The following is an 18,157-nucleotide window of genomic DNA, read 5'->3' as shown; positions in this document are numbered from 1 at the left end:
GTTTTTTAATCATAGCAAATCAGCTCAACCGGTTTACTAAAGCAGCAATGTCTTGCTTTGCTTTTTTGACCGACGAAGCATGACGGTCATCTGCAAACTCTTGGTATTCCGAACCAATTTCGTAAAATGTATCAACGCCCAAGTACTTGGCCAATTCTTTGATGTGCGGACCAAGATGATTCATCTGTTCGCGTACACCACCAACACCAAATCCAAACTCACCGGATGACGTCAGTAATACTAAGGTCTTTCCGGACAAGATAGGTTCAATCGGAAAATCCCCTCGAGCCAAATCAAAGGTAAAGGTTTTATTTACCCTCAACATTTGATCAAACCATGCTTTCAATACCGCTGGCATTCCGTAGTTATACATGGGGGCGGTAATCACAATGACATCGGCCTTAGCCATTTCATCAAAATAAGTATCTGATTCAACCAAGGCGAATTGCTGTGATTCACTTCTTTTCTGCTCTGGGGTAAATGCTGCGGCAATCCAATCTTGACTGATAAAAGTTGGAGGATTAAGACCAAGATCGCGATAAACCACCTTGTCCTGATGATTTTTACTCAGCCATGCATCTATAAAACAACGCCCAAATGACTTCGAGATCGAATTATAGCTTGCCGTCGAATTATCAGTACGACGCACACTGGAATCGATATGTAAGATGTTTTTCATGTTTAATGCCTCTCTCATTGATAGTTAGTAGGCATAGTGTGTTCGGCAATCGTTTTAGTGACAAATGGTCTTATTTTTCCTATAAAGTAGTTATTCTCACCCATAGAGTGCCTTTATGTTTCAGCAACTCCCCTCGTTAAATGCTATTAAAGCCTTTGAATCCGCTGCTCGATTAAACAGCTTTAAAGACGCCGCCAATGAACTAAATGTGACACCTACGGCGATTTCTCATCAAATAAGAGCACTTGAAGACAGCTTAACAGTAAGGCTGTTTGAACGAAAAACACGAGCGGTGACGTTAACAATAGAAGGCGAATTATTGGCTGAATCAGCCAATCAATCCCTGCAAAATTTACTATCAACAGTAAATCAATTAAAAGGCTCTCCTCGCACATTAACCATCAGCACAACCAGCTCGTTTGCAGCTATGTGGTTAGTCCCCAATCTTGCCGACTTTCAGCAGCAACACCCAGACATAGATATTCAAATAAGAGCAGAAGAAGCGCTCATAGATATAGAACATGATAGACGTGTAGACATGGCAATTCGCTACGGAGAACCGCCTAAACAACCTGAAACTAAGACACTTATTTATCAACCTTTAATTCAAGAATCAATTGGCTTCTTTGCGACACCAGACTATTGGAAAAAATACAGTGAAAATCCGTCTGAAGTTGTACTCTTCTGCACTCAATGGAAGAATCCAAACCTACCTAATTTAGGCATAGAGGAAGCGATAAAAAGTATCGTCGTCGGCTCTCAAACAAATATTCGCTATTTCAACGACGAAAATCTAACCGCTCAGGCGGCACTTTCTGGACAAGGCATTGCCCTCATTAGCCAACTCGCTGCCGCAAACTCAGTGAAAAACACTTGGCTAATCCAAGGGACGGAGGAAATGGCAATCCCCCTCTCAGGATTACATTACTACTTGGTTATACCCAAGCGATTGCAAACTAACCAAGCTGCCATTCGTTTTAAAAAATGGTTGCAATCGAGGTTAGCCAAAAACCAGCCCATGGTTTAGATTCTAATCACTTATCTTTTTATAAAAATATTTACGACAGGTACTTTCATCCATTCGCTTGAGGACAAAGACTAGAATCCCAATCACGGTCACAGCAAAGGCGATCCGTCCCCAGAAAATAGTCATAAAGTCCGCGCCAATTAACAGAATCAGCAGGGTGTCTTCAATCAAGCTATGAAGTAGATTGAGTAGCATCATGGCGACGAAAATATCCCGTGGGGAAATGTGTCCTCGTTTTGCCTCATTAATAAGCAAACCGCCACCAAAAGAAACACCTAGTGTGATGCCAACAATCGTCAAGTTGGTGGCTTCTCGGCTGATACCAAGCACAGACAAAACTGGCTCTAAGCAATATTGCCATCAGCTTTTCGATGCCAAGTAATTTCAGCAAACGTAACAGAGTCATTAACGCAGCGATCACCACAAAAATCATCGCAAGACTTTGAAGTTGGTCAAGCGCCCACGCTATATAGCTAGGATCACTGGTTGGTATATGTTTCCAAACAGTCTGCGCAGTTGTGTTTAATAGATCTCCGCTTTGATAAATGTGGTGAAGTATCCACCCCATTAATAATCCACCACCAAGACGAATCACCAGTGTCGCAACAATCCCAACGCCAGCTTTTTTTGCCACCGCCACTTCTACTGGCAATGAGTGTGCGAGCAGTAATAACGTTCCTAAAATAGAGACTTGAGCGACGGTTAAGTCAGCATCTAAACTCATAAATACCACAAGCCCAGCGTACATATTGGTAACGAGCGTTGTTGCCCAAACCAAGCCCATCTCACTGGGCAAACCAACTAAAGACATAACAGGACTCAACCAGTTACTTAGCAGCTCTATCCCACCAAACTCTTCAATAACCTTGATCACGATAATAATCGGGATCATGATCTTATAAAGCGTCCAGGTGACATCAATAATCTCTTTCCAGAGACCATTCCACAAAAGTCCAACCCAACGGGATATGCGTTTATTCACTTATCTTGCTCCAAACAATTTATAAATGAAGTCTATTGAGATAAGAAGAAATATGTCGATCAATTTAATAATTGATAACGCTAAATATTTCTAATATAAAAGCTATTAAGAAATTTACTTTCGTATAATTATTATTTTGAGAAATTTATGGAGTTAGACAAAATAGACCGAAAGATCCTAGCCATCTTGCAACGAAATAATCGTATCGCAAACGTGGAACTGGCCGAAGAAGTAGGCTTATCACCACCAGCTTGCCATAAAAGAGTAAAACGACTGAGAGATGACAACATCATTGTGGGTGATGTCTCTATTGTAAATCCAGAATTGAGCGGGAATAAGCTGACTTTGCTGGTGTCAGTAGAAATGGAGCGAGACCGAAAAGAGGTGTATGACGCTTTTAAGCGCGTCGTGAGTAAAGCCCCAGAAGTTAGACATTGCTACCAAATAACTGGCAGCTACGATTTTATGATGGTTGTCACTGTGCCGGATATCCAAGCTTATGAAAGCTTTGTCGACCGAGTACTTCACACCGAAGCCAACATCCGAAAATTCCAAACTTCTGTGTCACTTCGAACCGTGAAATCCTCAACTGAAATTCCTTTAAACGGATAATGACAACTTCACTCTATTAGGTTTAATGCTTTATTAAGCGCTTGAGCAAGATACTTCGGTTCAACTGATGTGAGCGTGACAAAATCACATTGTTGAAATTCGCTGAATATTTTGATGGCTTCGACGAAAGCGTTAATGACTTGCTCATCATCAAATGCTTTTTCGCCCAGCTGCGACTCTAAATGCAGAGATTTGATTTCTAAGCGGCGCTCTTTTCGGTGGGCTTTGCAATCCATGCGCCCAATGAATTCACCACGAAACAATAACGGCAGGGAAAAATAGCCATACTGGCGTTTGAGACTCTGGCACATAACATTCAATCTGATAGTCATACTGAAACAGGCTTTTAAGTCGGTCTCTCTGAATGACGCTGTTATCAAAGGGCGAAAGAATCAATAAACGTTTGTTGATACTCGGCAAGCGAGCTTCTAACACACCGGTTTCAATAAAGTATGTCTCGCCATTGTTTAGCATGACTTGCTCTAACAAACCTTGTACCAAGCGCTCATTGACCAAGGCTTTCATAGCATTGCGCAGCTCTGTATTACGCCTTAGATACGTCAGACCTTTCAGAGACACTAAACCATGACAACGCAGCTGTTGGTCAAGCATGTGTGTCACAAACTCGTCCAGACTGGGCATAAGGGTATTCACCTGATTCGGCAAAACCCGCTCGGTTAGATCATAATTTTTCTGAAAGCCGACGCGATCTTTCACCATCAAATCACCTTCCATAAACAACTGTTCGAGTGCTTTTTTCGCAGGTTTCCAATCCCACCAACCAGCACGATTACTGGTTTTGGTTTCGACATCACGTGAGCGCAACGGCCCTTCTGCACGAATACGCGCTAATAATTCAGCCATGAGCTTTCGATCAGGGTGTTTATTCCAATGAGTTTGACCGCTTTTAATCGCATGCTTGTAAGGCAAAGAAAAACGAAAATCATCAATCGGTAGAAACGCCGCCGCGTGGGACCAATATTCAAAAATATCCCCATCCAGCAACATTTGATTGGTCATCGAAGGTTCGAACTTAGGTACTCTAGAATGCAGCACATGATGATGCGCCCGCTCCACGACCGAAATGGTATCGATCTGCACGTAACCTAAATGACTCACGGCTTTCCGTGCACCAGCCAAGCCACTACCAAACAGATTCGTTTGTAACAAGCCTTGGGAAGCCAAAGCCAAACGACGCAAGCGAGAGAGGTCTTTATTAGATTTGAGGCTCAATCATACTGATGTAAAACCTTATTCAATTATTAAATTCGGCAAACGATCTGGCCTGTTATACGCTTTTCCCAATTTTTCAAAGTGACGGAACGATATTTCTGCATGATGTCATCCGCAACGAAGGACGTAATGCCAACATGGTCCAATAAGGCCGTCATGACAGACTCGGCCGCTCGAACCGCACCATCTTCGCACTTTAACGCAATGGCGAGTTTTAGCTCAGGAATCGCAGCAATATAAACACCTTCGGCACCCACTTTAAGGAACACACGTTTTTGCAATATCGTCATCATATCGGTGCAATAACGATCGGTTCCCGCCACCATAAAAGGATGTTTCACCACTGCGTCATATAAGGTTTTACAGGCTTTTTGGCGCGCTTCCGATAAGTTTTCAAGGCAGGCAAACTTGGCAAAAGACAATGCAAGATTAGTCAGCGGCATCGCCCATGTTGGCGCGGAACACCCATCTGGAGACCAAGGCGCTGTGCTGTAATCATACTCACACATCTCAGCCATGGTATCAGCAATCTTCTGTTGTACGGGGTGATCGATGCCTATGTAACCCTGCGATGGCGCGCCGAGCAATTTGGCTAGTCCCAGCATACCTGCATGTTTACCAGAGCAATTATTATGCAATTGATTCGGCTTTTTTCCTTCGCTTGCTAGCGCATAACTTGCCTCAGCGCGGGATGGCCAATGACAGCCACATTCAAAGTCGGCTTCAGACAATGCAAGCTTATCTAACATGCTTTGTACTGTTGCCACATGCTCTGGCTCGCCACTATGAGACGCACAGCAGATAGCAATTTCTTCCCCACTAAAAGCAAAGCGTTCAGCTCCTCCCATCTCAATAAAGGCCAAAACTTGCATGGCTTTTATCGCGCTGCGAGGATAAACCAACGCATCTACATCACCCCAAGATTCAACCACTTCGCCAGTACTTGAAACAATAACCGCCTTAATACTGTGTTCGCTTTCAACAATACCGCCGCGTGTCACTTGCACGGAAAGAGGAGCATGCTGCATCTGATTATTCCTTTATCTAAAAATGGAAGTGACTATCTAAATAGTGACTATTAAATGAATACTCACACCGACTCGGGGTGGCGACGAATGTAGCCTGTCGCCACTCGGCCTTCAATTAGGTCATTAAGCTCAGAGATCGGCAATGGATGACTGAATAAAAACCCCTGATAAAACTGACAACCGATCAACTGCAGCGCCGCTAGCTGCTTTTCGTTTTCAACACCTTCTGCAATCACCATCAAGTTTAAATTTTGGCTAAGATGAAGGATAGTATTAACGATGGACAAACTACGCTTATCAGACAGCAAATCGCTGACAAAGGATTTATCAATTTTGAGTTGATCTAAAGGTAAACGTTTGAGTAAATTTAGCGAAGAAAAACCCGTTCCAAAGTCGTCTAATGACCATGTCACGCCAATGTCTTTCAAGGCATTCATTTTTTTAATCACAACATCCATATCATCAGCCAATGCCGTTTCAGTCAGTTCCAGCTTGAGTTTAGATGGCGTAGCGCCGCTTAATAATAGAATCGTCTTAACCTCTTGAACAAAGTCTGGCTGGCGGAATTGTGTGGCACTAACATTGACCGAGACAGTCAAATGACTTGTTAACTCAGATTGTTCCCATTCCGCTAACTGTGCACAAGCCGTGCGTAAGCCCCATGCTCCCATGGGAATGATAAGTCCTGTTTCTTCGGCAAGCGGAATAAATTCCAACGGAGGAATATTGCCTCGAGTAGGATGATTCCAACGCAGAAGAGCTTCTACACCCAAAATGCGTCCAGCAATGTCAACTTGAGGTTGATAGTGAAAATGGTATTCCCCACGCGCAATAGCCAAACGCATATCACTTTCCAAGGTGCTACGTGCTTTCATATCCGACTGCATCATTACGATAACAATACTAATACCCACTACACCGGTAATATTGTTCATCCAAACGCCAACAGAACGCCCATCAACAGGAGCAACTAGATAGGACCAAGAAAGCGGAACTATATTAAGCTCTAGAGCTAGAAAAAGCAGTAAACCCATGACCGGTAATAGTAAGCGTAGATAGATCCCCTCACGATGAAAAATAAGAAAAGTCGCCGCGCAGACAGGCAATAAATTCATATGAATAGACGGCGGAATATTATCGATAGGCACATCACTGAGGCTTGATAATACAATGGTCAACAAAAGCACATGACTCATAATAATGGCAGCACTGCGCAGATGATTCGCAACGCCGAGCACAACAATCACTATTCCTGTTGTCGCTGAAAGTAGACTAATCAGAGCAAGTAAAAAAGTACCTTCGCTCAAATAATATGCGCCCCAACCTGCACTCAAAAAAACAGTGATAAAACCACCAAACAGGATGAGATTCTTCACTCGCTTATTATGACGGCCGGTAGGTGTCCATTTAGAAGTATCATCCTTCGTAAGACGACAGAATTGACGGCACAGGCTTTTCAACTGAAGATCCTTCTAAATTAAATAAAAATTGAAAACTAACCATTTATAAAACCTCGGATATCAATCCAATGCAACAGAGGTTTGCAGATAATCATCACAGACTTCCAGTTCGTAAACCGTTTTTGATTCAACTAGGCAGTTACGCATTTCATTACGTGCACGCTGGTAGGATTCATCGTTAAGATCGCTAATTTTTTCCCATTGCTCTCGACTTGGCCATTGGGCATAACCTACCAAAATATTGGGCTTATCTGACGTGTGCAGCCTTGAACCAAAACTACCGCAGTGTTTATAAATCGCTTTTGTAACGTCAAGCCATGCGTTACGAAAAGACGCTTCCGTACCTTCTTTGATTTCAAATTCATAAACGGCAATAAACATCCTTTTCTCCTTAGGTTCCTAACATGTCATAGTTTTTATTTAGCCAAGTACAGGTCTAAAAAGACGTGTCTAGCGGTGTAGATACTTTAAACTAGTCTTCGCTTGTAGTAATGGCAGATTACGGTCGTTCCTCCCTCATACTGCCCTACAAGGGATGAAGACCGTCGCAGAAAGCACAACTTATTTCTGTTTACACTGGATGCGCGGGCAGTGTCCAAATCTCGTCGGCGTATTCTTGTATGGTGCGATCCGATGAGAATTTCCCCATGCGAGCAGTGTTTAATACGGCCATGCGAAGTCCAACGAGGTTTATCTTGGTAAGCGTCTGACACCCGTTGTTGACAATCCATGTAGGCGCGATAATCGGCCATAACTTTATAAGGGTCTCCACCTTGAAGTAGGCTGTTTCGAATACTGTCAAAAGCATGAGGGTCGTTTGGCGAAAAATGACCCGAGCAGAGCCAGTCTAATGCCCCTTTTAGTTCTTCATCTTGCTGATAATACTGGTAAGGGTTATAGCCTTTATGATCCAACGCCCGCACTTGGTCGACGTTTAAACCAAATATAAAAATATTGTCGGGGCCGACTTCTTCGAGTATCTCCACATTTGCGCCATCCATGGTCCCTATGGTAATCGCACCATTTAATGCCAACTTCATGTTGCCAGTACCAGATGCTTCTTTACCTGCGGTGGATATTTGCTCAGACAAATCCGCCGCCGGAATAATGTGTGACGCCAACGAAACACGGTAATTAGGCAAAAAGGCGACTTTCAATTTCCCCTTAATACGAGGGTCATTATTAATCACTTTTGCCACACTATTAATGGCGTAAATAATATCTTTTGCCAACGCATAACCCGGTGCTGCTTTTGCGCCAAAAATAAACACTCTTGGCACCGTGTTACTTTCTGGATGATTCAATAAACGATGGTATAAGGTCAAAATATTTAATAGGGTTAGATGCTGGCGCTTGTATTCATGCAAGCGTTTGATCTGCACATCAAACAAGGCAAATGGGTCCACATCGATGTCGCATTCTTTTTTAATGATCTTAGCAAGATGCACTTTATTTTGGTGTTTTACCGCCATGAAATCGTCTAAAAAAGCGTTATCATCCAAGAAGCTTTCTAATGTACGCAAGCGTTCTAAATTCTTCGGCCAATCTCTATCAATCCCATATCGTTCGAAAAGTTGTACCAATCCGGGATTACAACCTAACAACCAACGACGAGGGGTGATGCCATTGGTTTTGTTGGTAAATTTTCCTGGATAAAGCTGATCAAAATGCGGGAAAAGTTCACTCTTCAGCAGTTGAGAATGCAGCGCCGCCACACCATTGACTTTATGACTGGCGATCACCGCCAAATGCGCCATACGGATCATTTTATGCTCGCCTTCTTCAATGATAGACAAGGCACGGCATATATCGTCACGACCCGGCCAGTGCTGAGCCACTTCCCCCATAAAGCGGTGGTTAATTTCATAAATAAGCTGCAAATGTCGCGGTAGCACTTTTTCAAATAGCCCAACGCTCCATTTTTCGAGCGCTTCTGGTAATAAGGTGTGGTTGGTATACGCAAAAGTACGAGTGACAATATCCCACGTGGTGTCCCAACTAAGGTGTTTGTCATCCAACAGTACTCGAGTCAATTCCACTATGGCGATGGCGGGATGCGTATCGTTCAATTGAATCACCGCTTTGTCAGGCAACTTAGTCCAATCCGAGTTCATTTTTTCAAAGCGGCGTAAAATATCGGCCAAAGAACACGCCACAAAAAAGTACTGTTGCACCAAACGCAGCTCTTTACCGTTAGCATTTTGATCGTTGGGATACAAAACCTTAGAAATCGTCTCGCCCATGGCTTTAGAACGAACCGCTTCGACATAATCGCCTTTGTTAAATTCTTCTAAATCAAAATCTTCCGTAGAATGAGAAGACCATAAACGTAAGAAGTTCACGGTTCTTGTATCATAACCGGCGACGGGGATATCAAATGGCACGCCCATCACGCTACGGGTGTCTACCCATACAGGACGACTGTTACCCGCGCTGTCATACACTGTTTCTACACGGCCATAATATTGAATCGTCTGGGAATATTCAGGGCGAATAATGTCCCATGGCGTCCCGTATTTAATCCAAGTATCTGGGTGTTCTACTTGCTTGCCCTGTAAAAATTCTTGTTTGAATAAACCAAATTCGTAATAAATCCCATAACCAATTGCGGGTAAATCGAGGGTCGCTAACGAGTCTAAAAAGCAAGCGGCCAATCGGCCAAGTCCGCCGTTGCCCAAGCCCATGTCCATTTCTTCGTCACAGATCTGTTCCCAGTCTAAACCCAGCTCTTCAATGGCTTGTTTCGCGGCGTCATATACACCGATATTATGGGCGTTATTGATCAACATACGCCCCATCAGATATTCCATCGATAGGTAATAAACACGGCGTACATTATTGCGATTATGAGCGATTTGAGTCGCTGACATGTCATCGGTGATACGATCACGAATCGCTAAGGATAAAGCTAACCACCAATCCCTAGGAGTAGCCTGCTGAGGTAAATGCACCAAGGTATAGCGTAAATGGTGCAAAATACTTTCTTTCATACTTTGACGCGAAGCAACACCATGAAAAGCACCATCGGGGATTAAATCCGTCGTTAAAGACATAGTCTGTCACCTCATATTTACGTTAGACCATCAGTGTAACGCCTGAATTGAGACAATAAATGTTTTCTTTTAAAAAAGCGTCATACGGAAAAGCTAAAATATTTTCATTAATAAAAAAACAATCACCAAAAATAAAAAGAAAGACACGCCTTGCCAGAACATGACTGGGTTACGCTGTATTAAGGGTGGTCGAGTGCGGTCGAGGAAAGTTTGATTTGGATGATGCAAGTCGTAAACAAATTCGGCCACTTCTTCATAGCGTTTTAGCGGGTTGATATGAAGGGCTTTATGCAATGCATCATCAATCCATACAGGCAATTCAGAGTCTTCCGTCATTACACTGCGATAGCGAAGGCGTTGTTGAGCAGCGATGCTTTTTGCTTGAGCTATTTTGGGATGATAAGGAAACTGATTGCCAGATAACATTTGATAAGCAATAACGCCGAGAGCGTAAATATCAGAGCGTTCAGTGCCCCCGTAACCAAGAAAATATTCTGGTGCCGAATAGCGCATGGTGCCTCGTAAGGCGTCTTCATCTTTGGTGTTGCTGACACCAGCAATATGAGTGGAACCAAAATCAATGATTTTCACGGTACCATGTTTGTCGATCATGATGTTGGCAGGACGAATGTCTTGATGAATCATACTCTTACGATGAAACGCCTGCAGTCCATTAGCGATTTGTGAAATGATGTCTCGGGTTTGTTCCAGCGATGGTTTGGGATGATCTCTCATCCATTGAGCCAAAGATTGACCGTCAATGTATTCCATTAGCAAATAGAGAAATTTTCGTTGTCGCGACGATTCTATGGCTTTAACCACATGAGGGTTCTGAACCCGCTTAGCAATCCAGTCTTCTAACATGAAGTTTTCCAAATACGCCGTATCATCACTCAATTCTACCGACGGTGTTTTAATCACCACAAACTCACTACTCTCTATATCGCGGGCTAAAAACACATGACTGCGGCTGCTCACATAAATAGAGCGCACTATTTCGTAGCCATCAAACAACATTCTTTCTCTTAATGGCGGCGGCACAGGTAATTGACTAACGCGCTGTTGCATATCTTCCTGCTGATAACTTGGTACGTCATCCACTCGAACGATCTGAATGCTCAAGTTGTCGTCACTGCCATTTTCCAATGCCTGTGAAATAATTTGCTCTGCAGCTTGATCCAAACTTTCTGTTGCAACAATACAAGTAATGATTTGCTCTGCATCAATAAATTCATACACGCCATCGGTTGCCATCACAAACTTATCACCTTTGTTCACAGGCAAAATTTGATAATCCAAGACAAGAATTGGTTCTATGCCTAAGGCACGTGTCAAATAGCTCTCATTGACGGATACAGTGCGACAATGATCTTGAGTCAGTTGCTCGAGTTTTCCATCGAGTAGGCGATAAACACGACTGTCACCTAAATGAAAAATATGCGCGGCATTGGCACACACCACAATCGCGGCAAACGTACAAACATAACCTTTGTCTTTATCGAATCGGCTTGGACCATTTTGGGTTTGAGAATAGAGAGCGGCATTGATGGATTTGATCACTTTTTCGCCAGACACCTTCACCGACCACGCGTCCAGGGTATGGTAAAAATCCTCTAGAAATCGCGTAATGGCGAACTCACTAGCGGCTTGGCTAACAGGGCTTGAACTGATGCCATCAGCGATGGCAAGCGCCACCCCCCTGCTCGTTAACAGTGGTTCTGTTGGTATTCGACACCCCAGAAAATCTTGATTGATGTCTTTTTTACCCTTATTCGTGGCACGGCCAATACTGATACTCAGTGTTTTCATTAAAATCCCTAAATACAAAAAACTCTGCAAGCATAAATACTTACAGAGTTTTTAAAAAAGCCGTCTTATGCCAATTTACGCGACGCAGACGTTCTCACATGCGTCAGGTAAAGAGGTAACCCCACCAGTAAAAGACCTCCGGCTAAGTTGCCCAACACCGTTGGAATCTCGTTCCAAATCAAATAATCCATAAAAGTAAAATCCCCCCCATGATCATAGAAAATGGGAACAAAAACATATTAACGATGGAGTGTTCAAAGCCCATGTAAAAGAACAACATCACCGGCATCCACATGGCCGCCATTTTGGCACCAGCAGAGGTCGAGATCATGGCACCTACCACACCCATAGACACCATCCAGTTGCACAACATGCCCCTAATAAAAATGGTAAACCAACCGCCCGCACCATGAGACTGATAACCCAAGGTACGCGACTCACCAATGGAGCTTACTTTCGCAGCCAACGCGCCGCCATCCGTGGCATAACCGTAAGTCAAAATAAATGACATAAAAAACGCCGTGGTTAATGCCCCAGCAAAGTTACCAATAAATACTAAGCCCCAATTACGCAGTACTTGTGCGGGTGTCACGCCTGGGCGTTTATCAAACAACGCCAAAGGGACAAGCGTAAACACGCCAGTGAGCAGATCAAACTTCATCAAATACAGCATGATAAAGCCCACAGGAAACAGCACAGCGCCCAACAATGGACTACCCGTTTGTGTGGCTACGGTAATAGCAAACACAGCCGCTAGGCCAAGAATCGCCCCCGCCATAAACGCACGAATGATGGTATCCTTCGTCGACATGTAGACCTTTTGCTCACCTGCGTCGACCATTTTGGTGACAAATTCACTTGGTTCTATGTACGCCATTTTTACGCCCTCTTGTCTTTAGATTGCCGAAAACCAGCAATTCGTCATTCAAAACTCGTTCATTAAAATGTCTTCATTACCATGATTTATAAGGTAAAAATTTCCCATTTAACGTCAAAATAACCCGATCACCCTTGGGGTTTTCTTCTTTGTCGACGGTCATAGAAAAATCAATCGCGCTCATGATGCCGTCACCAAATTTTTCTTGAATCACCTCTTTAAGCGTGGGTCCATAAACGCCCACCACTTCATACAAGCGGTAAATTAAGGGATCTTGCGGAATCACGTGATCCCAAGTTTTGGTTGGGTATTCCATCAGGGCGGATTTAGCTTCTGCTGATAAACCTAAAAAAGCCACCAGCTTATCCGCCACGTCTTCTGAGCAACTGTTCATGCCTAAACAGGCTGAGGTGATCCAAACATCGGTCATGCCAGTGGCTTTCGCGATAGATTCCCAACTCAGATTTTTCTCTTTTTTAATGGCGAAAATGGCTTCTGTGACATCAATTTTTTTCATCTCTTATCCTCAAATAAAGCCCCTAAAAATAGAGCCTCTTCACAACAGAATCATTCAAAATACAGGTCACTTGATGCACCTAAACTCAACAGAGTAAGTAAGACACGCCAATATTGTTCGAATGTTATTTTGCTTACGACAAGGCCTGTCTCGGATAACCGAATGGCTTTTTTAGAAAGAAAAAGAAAAGAGAGAAGAAAGGCACGCACGCCACCCTCATCAGCTATCTCCTTTCTAAAGGAGCCTGACCGAGTGCTACTGAAACAACAGCAGCTGGCGACGATGCCATTAAGCAAACTGATCGACGTTGACCAACTTGTTTACTACATCAACAAAATCGACATAGATACGAATAGAATTTAGCAAGTACAGTGCCAAATAAAAAAAGAGGCCACAAGCACTTGCTTAAAAACGTATAAAACCATTGATTTACTTATCAAAAATATTTTTTATCGATAACGTAAAAAAAACAAACCGCTCTGATTGATACAAAAAAGCACTGCTTAATCAATCAAACTGCACCAAAAAAAGCGCCTTTGTTAAGCAGGGAACAGAATTTGAGCACTTGGTTAAACACGGTATAAATAGCAAACAGAATAAGAGAAATAAAATCAGTCAAAAAAACAATTATCCATTTCATCTATTGCAGTATTTTGATAGTTTTAGAAAGAATCTTTCGCATATTCATTTACTTTAAAAACATTAAGGCAATCTTGATGGATAAAATTGATAAAAAAATTCTACGTTTATTACAACAAGATGGCCGTCTAACCAATGCCGATTTAGCTGAGCAGGTCAACGTCAGTCCGGCAACCTGTCACCGCCGCACCCACCAGTTATTTAAGGACGGTTATATCAACGAAGTACGTGCGATTATTGCTCCAAACAAGGTAGAACGTAGTGCATTAGTTCTGGTCGGTGTGGTATTAGATAGATCAACACAAGAAAGCTTTGCAACTTTCGAGAGCGCCATCGCTAAGCTACCTTTCATTTTGGATTGTCATTTGGTCGCAGGGGATTTTGATTACTTTCTTAAAGTGCGTGTTAAAGACATGGCCGATTTTAATAAACTCCACAGCGATCAATTACTGGCCTTACCCAGTGTGCGTCAGCTACGTACCTTTTTTGTGATGAAAGAAGTCAAAGATAACGCTCCATTGGATTTTTAGATCTCTACGACAAAATGAAAATTAATATAAAAAACGGCCTAAATCTTTTCAATTCGCAGTATTAAATAAAATCGTAAGCTCACATTTAACCCTCATATAAAAATGAATAATTAGTTATTTTCTACTAATATAAAAATCATCATATTTGTATTTTGGAGCAAGGTAATGACGATAAAGACTAAAATTTATCTTGGTATATGCCTATTCATGGCATTAGTTCTAAGCAACGCTACTCTAAGCATATTATCGATCAATAAACTCAATTCCGAAATTAGCTACATTACTGGCAATGCTTGGGATGCCGCCGATGGTGCAATGGAGGGAACGATTGGTATACAAGCCCAAATCATTACTCTTGATGCCTACATCGGCAATGAAATATCACTCGAGGACGCAAAAAAGAAAATTACAGAAGAAAATGCCTTCACTGTAGAAGCGCTGGACAGAATGAAAAACTCTGGACTCATGAGCACAGGCGCCCTCACAACCTTAAATAATTATTTAGCGACACTCGATACATTAAAGGGAAGAATACTCTCTGATAACCAAGCAACCTCTCTGAGCGCAGTGGATGAATTCGACCAGCACGTTGTGAAATTGTTAGACTTTATTGAAATATTAGAAGAGGAAGGCGACAGTCAGGTAGAAAAAAGAGCTGCCAATTTAGACAATGTTATTCATAGCGTAAAACTGAATAACTACATCATTTTAGTCATTGTACTCGTCGTCTCAGCCTTTATCGCCTTCGCTGCGAACCGACTGATTATTCGTCCTCTTCGTCAAATGATTACCTTACTAGAAGGCCTAAACCGTGCAGATGGTGATTTAACCACTCGACTTGATGGTTCCGGCAAAGATGAAATGTCGGAAGTTGCACGAAACCTCAATGGATTTATCGAACTGGTACACTCGGTCATCAAGCAAGTCGCTAAAACCGTCTCATCAACCCAAGGTTTTGCCACGCAAATAGACAATGCTTTACAACAAGTGGATAACATGTCCAAACACCAACAACAAGGCACAAAAGGCATAGCCCACGCTGTTAACGTTATGACCCATTCTTTAAGCGAAGTATCAGCCGATGCGAGTAAATGTGGCGAAATGGCAATAGAAGCTAACACCAACTCCACAAGAGGCCAAAACAACCTATCGCAAACACTCAAATCCTTGCATAACGTGGTCGACGAAATGGACAAAGCGTCCTCAGTGGTTTCCACTCTAGAAACAGATGGTCAAAACATCGGTAATATACTGGATGTGATACGTGGTATAGCGGAACAAACCAACTTATTAGCACTTAACGCAGCCATTGAAGCCGCTCGTGCAGGAGAAACGGGGAGAGGCTTTGCTGTCGTTGCTGATGAAGTACGTAACCTAGCCAATAGAACGCATGAATCCACACTCGAAATAGAAACCGCTGTAGAGCGTATCCAAAAAGGCTCAGCCGATGCGGCACAAGTCATGCGAACGTCACAGACACTTACAGGGAGCGTCGCAACACAAGCACAAGAAACCATTGAAATGTTTACCACCATTATAGAATCTATCAGCACCTTGAGTCATACCAACCAGCAAATATCGACGTCCATTCAAGAACAAAACCAACAGGCAAACGAGATAGCAAAGCAAGTAAATGATGTGACTAATACGGCTTCATCAAACGTAGAATACACACAAAAAGCCATCGATATTAAAAATCGCCTAAGCAACGACGTTCAGCAGTTAAGCAAATTAGTCGATCGCTTCCAAATCTAAATTTGTATTTGTGTTAAGCAGGTGTTAGTTGCGGTACAAAAAGACTCATGGCGATAAACCAAAAGGCTTCCCAATGGAAGCCTTTTTACCGATAGAGCAGATTATTTCCAATCTTTGTTAATGGTTAACCATTGCGATAAATATAACTATAGCCATTAATGGCAGGCACTCCACCAAGATGCGCATAAAGTACTTTGGAACCTTGTGGGAAGAAGCCTTTTTTCGCTAAATCAATCAAACCCTGCATGGATTTTCCTTCATAAACTGGGTCTGTCATCATGCCTTCTAAACGCGCCACCAATCGAATCGCATCATTGGTTTCATTCGATGGCACGCCATAAGCTGGGTAGGCGTAATCTTCATTAATGACAATGTCGTCTGCGGTCATTTCTCGACCAAGCTCAACCAACTCAGCGGTGTTTTGCGCAATAGAAAGCACTTGTGCGCGGGTTTTCTCTGGTGTACCAGAAGCATCAATACCAATCACATTTTTTGAACGACCATCTGCTGCGAAACCCACTGCCATACCTGCATGAGTCGAACCTGTTACCGTACAAACTACAATGTAATCAAATTTAAAACCTAGCTCTTTTTCCTGTTCACGTACTTCTTCAGCAAAGCCTACATAACCTAAGCCACCAAATTTATGCACAGACGCACCAGCTGGAATAGGATAAGGAATGCCGCCTTTAGCCTTTACGTCTTCGATAGCGTTTTTCCAACTTTCACGGATACCAATGTCAAAACCATCGTTTACAAGATCAATTTCTGCCCCCATCACGCGACTCATTAAGATATTACCAACGCGGTCATAAACGGCATCTTCAAACGGCACCCAGCTTTCTTGTACCAAACGACATTTCATGCCGATTTTAGCCGCTGTCGCAGTAACCAAACGAGTATGATTAGATTGCACACCGCCGATACTCACCAAGGTATCCGCACCGGATGCAATTGCATCTGGCACTATGTATTCCAGTTTACGAAGTTTATTTCCACCTAAAGCCAAACCTGAGTTGCAGTCTTCACGTTTCGCGTAAACTTCAATATTGCCTAAGTGATCAGACAAACGTTGTAACTTTTCAATTGGTGTTGGTCCAAAGGTAAGTGGGTAACGTTCAAATTTTTTTAGGTTCATAGCGGTCGTTCCTTATCAATGTAGGTTTGTCGATTTAAATTCTTTGCTTTAAGGTTTTTGTTTTAAGTTACAACCAGACTACCGAATAAACCGTGAAATGTGCTTTCTAATTTTCATCATTTTAAGAAAACAAAAACAATAAAAACCAACAAATTGATAAATAAGCATCCATAAATATCATTAATATGAAATATAATTTCATCCATTAAACTAGATTTATTTACCTCGATAAATGAGATTTCTAGCGAAACAATATGACGAGAAAACAGAGGAATTTAGGGCAAAAAAATACCACTGTTTTAGTCTATTAATAGAATAAAAAAGCGGTCTAAGGGAGGTATAAAACCATTATTAAGAATTAGAAGTATGGAGAACTAAAAATTGATCAAGTAACAGCAAGCGACCAAACAGGATCTGGAATCATCATAATGGCTTCCACTTGCATCTCGGCATCCATTGGCAAGGCACTTACCGATACAACGGCTCTGGCAGGAAGTGGCAAGCTAAAGTGCTTAAGCATTTCTTCATTGAATTCCACTAGGTTCGCCATGTCTTTAAGGTAAATCGTCAGCTTCACCACATGTTCAAGTGAGCCGCCAGATGCCATTGCCACCGCGCTCAAGTTATGAAAAACCTGAGCGGTTTGTTCAGTAATCGAACCTTGAAGCAAGGTATTAGACTCGACAACTAGAGGAATTTGCCCTGATAAAAACGCCCAGTTGCCAGTCTTTATCGCTTGTGAACAAACCTCAGATTCGGATGGTGCTAGCTCTGTTTCAATTGAGTGAAGCATGATTTATCTCCTTTAAAAGGTTCGA

At 42.5% G+C, this 18,157-nt stretch carries 17 protein-coding genes and 1 pseudogene; 4 read left to right on the top strand and 14 right to left on the bottom strand.

What is annotated here, in order from left to right; genetic code table 11:
• Positions 1-19: 19 nt before the first annotated feature.
• Positions 20-679, bottom strand: coding sequence for an FMN-dependent NADH-azoreductase (locus ONZ52_RS20235; RefSeq protein WP_265220461.1), 660 nt, complete (start codon positions 677-679; stop codon positions 20-22).
• A gap of 115 nt (positions 680-794) precedes the next feature.
• On the opposite strand from ONZ52_RS20235, the gene ONZ52_RS20230 reads away from it, so the two are divergent.
• Positions 795-1,706, top strand: coding sequence for a LysR substrate-binding domain-containing protein (locus tag ONZ52_RS20230; RefSeq protein ID WP_265220460.1), 912 nt, complete (start codon positions 795-797; stop codon positions 1,704-1,706).
• Between the two features lie 3 nt (positions 1,707-1,709).
• Here the strand turns inward: ONZ52_RS20230 and ONZ52_RS20225 are convergent, their stop codons facing one another.
• Positions 1,710-1,961, bottom strand: a complete 252-nt coding sequence (locus ONZ52_RS20225; RefSeq protein WP_265220459.1) for a hypothetical protein — start codon at positions 1,959-1,961, stop codon at positions 1,710-1,712.
• A complete protein-coding gene (locus ONZ52_RS20220; protein ID WP_265220458.1) occupies positions 1,951-2,688 on the bottom strand; it encodes a hypothetical protein in 738 nt (245 codons plus the stop codon). Before ONZ52_RS20220 ends, ONZ52_RS20225 begins: the two co-directional genes overlap by 11 nt.
• Before the next feature lie 147 nt (positions 2,689-2,835).
• Here ONZ52_RS20220 and ONZ52_RS20215 point away from each other — a divergent pair, with 147 nt between their 5' ends.
• Positions 2,836-3,300, top strand: a complete 465-nt coding sequence (locus tag ONZ52_RS20215) for an Lrp/AsnC family transcriptional regulator (protein WP_265220457.1) — start codon at positions 2,836-2,838, stop codon at positions 3,298-3,300.
• Between the two features lie 8 nt (positions 3,301-3,308).
• Here ONZ52_RS20215 and ONZ52_RS20210 read toward each other — a convergent pair whose 3' ends face one another.
• The 9 genes and pseudogenes from ONZ52_RS20210 to cynS all read right to left on the bottom strand — a co-directional run bounded on the left by ONZ52_RS20210 (position 3,309) and on the right by cynS (position 13,277).
• Entirely contained in the window at positions 3,309-3,536 is a 228-nt protein-coding gene (locus tag ONZ52_RS20210; RefSeq protein ID WP_265220456.1) for a hypothetical protein, read from the bottom strand.
• A gap of 13 nt (positions 3,537-3,549) precedes the next feature.
• On the bottom strand, positions 3,550-4,533 hold the full coding sequence (locus ONZ52_RS20205) for a winged helix-turn-helix domain-containing protein (protein ID WP_265220455.1): 984 nt from the start codon (positions 4,531-4,533) through the stop codon (positions 3,550-3,552).
• Between the two features lie 29 nt (positions 4,534-4,562).
• Positions 4,563-5,561 carry an asparaginase gene (locus ONZ52_RS20200; protein ID WP_265220454.1) on the bottom strand — a complete coding sequence of 333 codons (999 nt, stop codon included), beginning with the start codon at positions 5,559-5,561 and terminating at the stop codon, positions 4,563-4,565.
• A gap of 62 nt (positions 5,562-5,623) precedes the next feature.
• Entirely contained in the window at positions 5,624-7,021 is a 1,398-nt protein-coding gene (locus tag ONZ52_RS20195) for a putative bifunctional diguanylate cyclase/phosphodiesterase (RefSeq protein ID WP_265220453.1), read from the bottom strand.
• A gap of 60 nt (positions 7,022-7,081) precedes the next feature.
• On the bottom strand, positions 7,082-7,402 hold the full coding sequence (locus tag ONZ52_RS20190; RefSeq protein ID WP_265220451.1) for a putative quinol monooxygenase: 321 nt from the start codon (positions 7,400-7,402) through the stop codon (positions 7,082-7,084).
• An 86-nt stretch (positions 7,403-7,488) separates the two neighbouring features.
• Positions 7,489-10,074 (bottom strand): glycogen/starch/alpha-glucan phosphorylase, encoded by a 2,586-nt coding sequence (locus tag ONZ52_RS20180; protein ID WP_428981190.1) that lies wholly within the window; start codon positions 10,072-10,074, stop codon positions 7,489-7,491.
• A 93-nt stretch (positions 10,075-10,167) separates the two neighbouring features.
• A complete protein-coding gene (locus ONZ52_RS20175; protein WP_265220450.1) occupies positions 10,168-11,883 on the bottom strand; it encodes a bifunctional protein-serine/threonine kinase/phosphatase in 1,716 nt (571 codons plus the stop codon).
• A gap of 65 nt (positions 11,884-11,948) precedes the next feature.
• Positions 11,949-12,760: pseudogene (locus tag ONZ52_RS20170) on the bottom strand (formate/nitrite transporter family protein).
• 76 nt (positions 12,761-12,836) lie between these two features.
• Positions 12,837-13,277, bottom strand: coding sequence for a cyanase (gene cynS / locus ONZ52_RS20165; protein ID WP_265220448.1), 441 nt, complete (start codon positions 13,275-13,277; stop codon positions 12,837-12,839).
• Positions 13,278-13,993: 716 nt separating this feature from the next.
• Between cynS and ONZ52_RS20160 the strand changes: the two genes are divergently transcribed.
• Both ONZ52_RS20160 and ONZ52_RS20155 read left to right on the top strand, forming a co-directional pair.
• On the top strand, positions 13,994-14,446 hold the full coding sequence (locus ONZ52_RS20160; RefSeq protein WP_265220447.1) for an Lrp/AsnC family transcriptional regulator: 453 nt from the start codon (positions 13,994-13,996) through the stop codon (positions 14,444-14,446).
• Positions 14,447-14,611: 165 nt separating this feature from the next.
• Positions 14,612-16,201: a methyl-accepting chemotaxis protein gene (locus tag ONZ52_RS20155; RefSeq protein ID WP_265220446.1), complete on the top strand. Its 1,590-nt coding sequence runs from the start codon at positions 14,612-14,614 to the stop codon at positions 16,199-16,201.
• A gap of 124 nt (positions 16,202-16,325) precedes the next feature.
• On the opposite strand, the gene ONZ52_RS20150 is transcribed toward ONZ52_RS20155, so the two are convergent.
• Together ONZ52_RS20150 and ONZ52_RS20145 are read right to left on the bottom strand one after the other, a co-directional pair.
• Positions 16,326-17,339 carry a 1-aminocyclopropane-1-carboxylate deaminase gene (locus ONZ52_RS20150; RefSeq protein ID WP_265220445.1) on the bottom strand — a complete coding sequence of 338 codons (1,014 nt, stop codon included), beginning with the start codon at positions 17,337-17,339 and terminating at the stop codon, positions 16,326-16,328.
• Positions 17,340-17,724: 385 nt separating this feature from the next.
• A complete protein-coding gene (locus tag ONZ52_RS20145) occupies positions 17,725-18,132 on the bottom strand; it encodes a Rid family detoxifying hydrolase (protein WP_265220444.1) in 408 nt (135 codons plus the stop codon).
• Between the last annotated feature and the right edge of the window lie 25 nt (positions 18,133-18,157).

Origin of the sequence: Marinomonas rhodophyticola (assembly GCF_026113935.1) — a bacterium.
GTDB classification, from domain to species: domain Bacteria; phylum Pseudomonadota; class Gammaproteobacteria; order Pseudomonadales; family Marinomonadaceae; genus Marinomonas; species Marinomonas rhodophyticola.
The sequence above is the reverse complement of the archived record's forward strand: the minus strand, read 5'-3'. Positions and strand labels throughout refer to the sequence as shown.

What these genes read in the sequence shown, in the direction of transcription:
- ONZ52_RS20235 (WP_265220461.1), bottom strand. Translation starts at nt 679, where the DNA reads ATGAAAAACATCTTACATATCGATTCCAGTGTGCGTCGTACTGATAAT.
- ONZ52_RS20230 (WP_265220460.1), top strand. Translation starts at nt 795, where the DNA reads ATGTTTCAGCAACTCCCCTCGTTAAATGCTATTAAAGCCTTTGAATCC.
- ONZ52_RS20215 (WP_265220457.1), top strand. Translation starts at nt 2,836, where the DNA reads ATGGAGTTAGACAAAATAGACCGAAAGATCCTAGCCATCTTGCAACGA.
- ONZ52_RS20210 (WP_265220456.1), bottom strand. Translation starts at nt 3,536, where the DNA reads ATGGATTGCAAAGCCCACCGAAAAGAGCGCCGCTTAGAAATCAAATCT.
- ONZ52_RS20200 (WP_265220454.1), bottom strand. Translation starts at nt 5,561, where the DNA reads ATGCAGCATGCTCCTCTTTCCGTGCAAGTGACACGCGGCGGTATTGTT.
- ONZ52_RS20190 (WP_265220451.1), bottom strand. Translation starts at nt 7,402, where the DNA reads ATGTTTATTGCCGTTTATGAATTTGAAATCAAAGAAGGTACGGAAGCG.
- ONZ52_RS20180 (WP_428981190.1), bottom strand. Translation starts at nt 10,074, where the DNA reads ATGTCTTTAACGACGGATTTAATCCCCGATGGTGCTTTTCATGGTGTT.
- ONZ52_RS20175 (WP_265220450.1), bottom strand. Translation starts at nt 11,883, where the DNA reads ATGAAAACACTGAGTATCAGTATTGGCCGTGCCACGAATAAGGGTAAA.
- cynS (WP_265220448.1), bottom strand. Translation starts at nt 13,277, where the DNA reads ATGAAAAAAATTGATGTCACAGAAGCCATTTTCGCCATTAAAAAAGAG.
- ONZ52_RS20160 (WP_265220447.1), top strand. Translation starts at nt 13,994, where the DNA reads ATGGATAAAATTGATAAAAAAATTCTACGTTTATTACAACAAGATGGC.
- ONZ52_RS20155 (WP_265220446.1), top strand. Translation starts at nt 14,612, where the DNA reads ATGACGATAAAGACTAAAATTTATCTTGGTATATGCCTATTCATGGCA.
- ONZ52_RS20150 (WP_265220445.1), bottom strand. Translation starts at nt 17,339, where the DNA reads ATGAACCTAAAAAAATTTGAACGTTACCCACTTACCTTTGGACCAACA.
- ONZ52_RS20145 (WP_265220444.1), bottom strand. Translation starts at nt 18,132, where the DNA reads ATGCTTCACTCAATTGAAACAGAGCTAGCACCATCCGAATCTGAGGTT.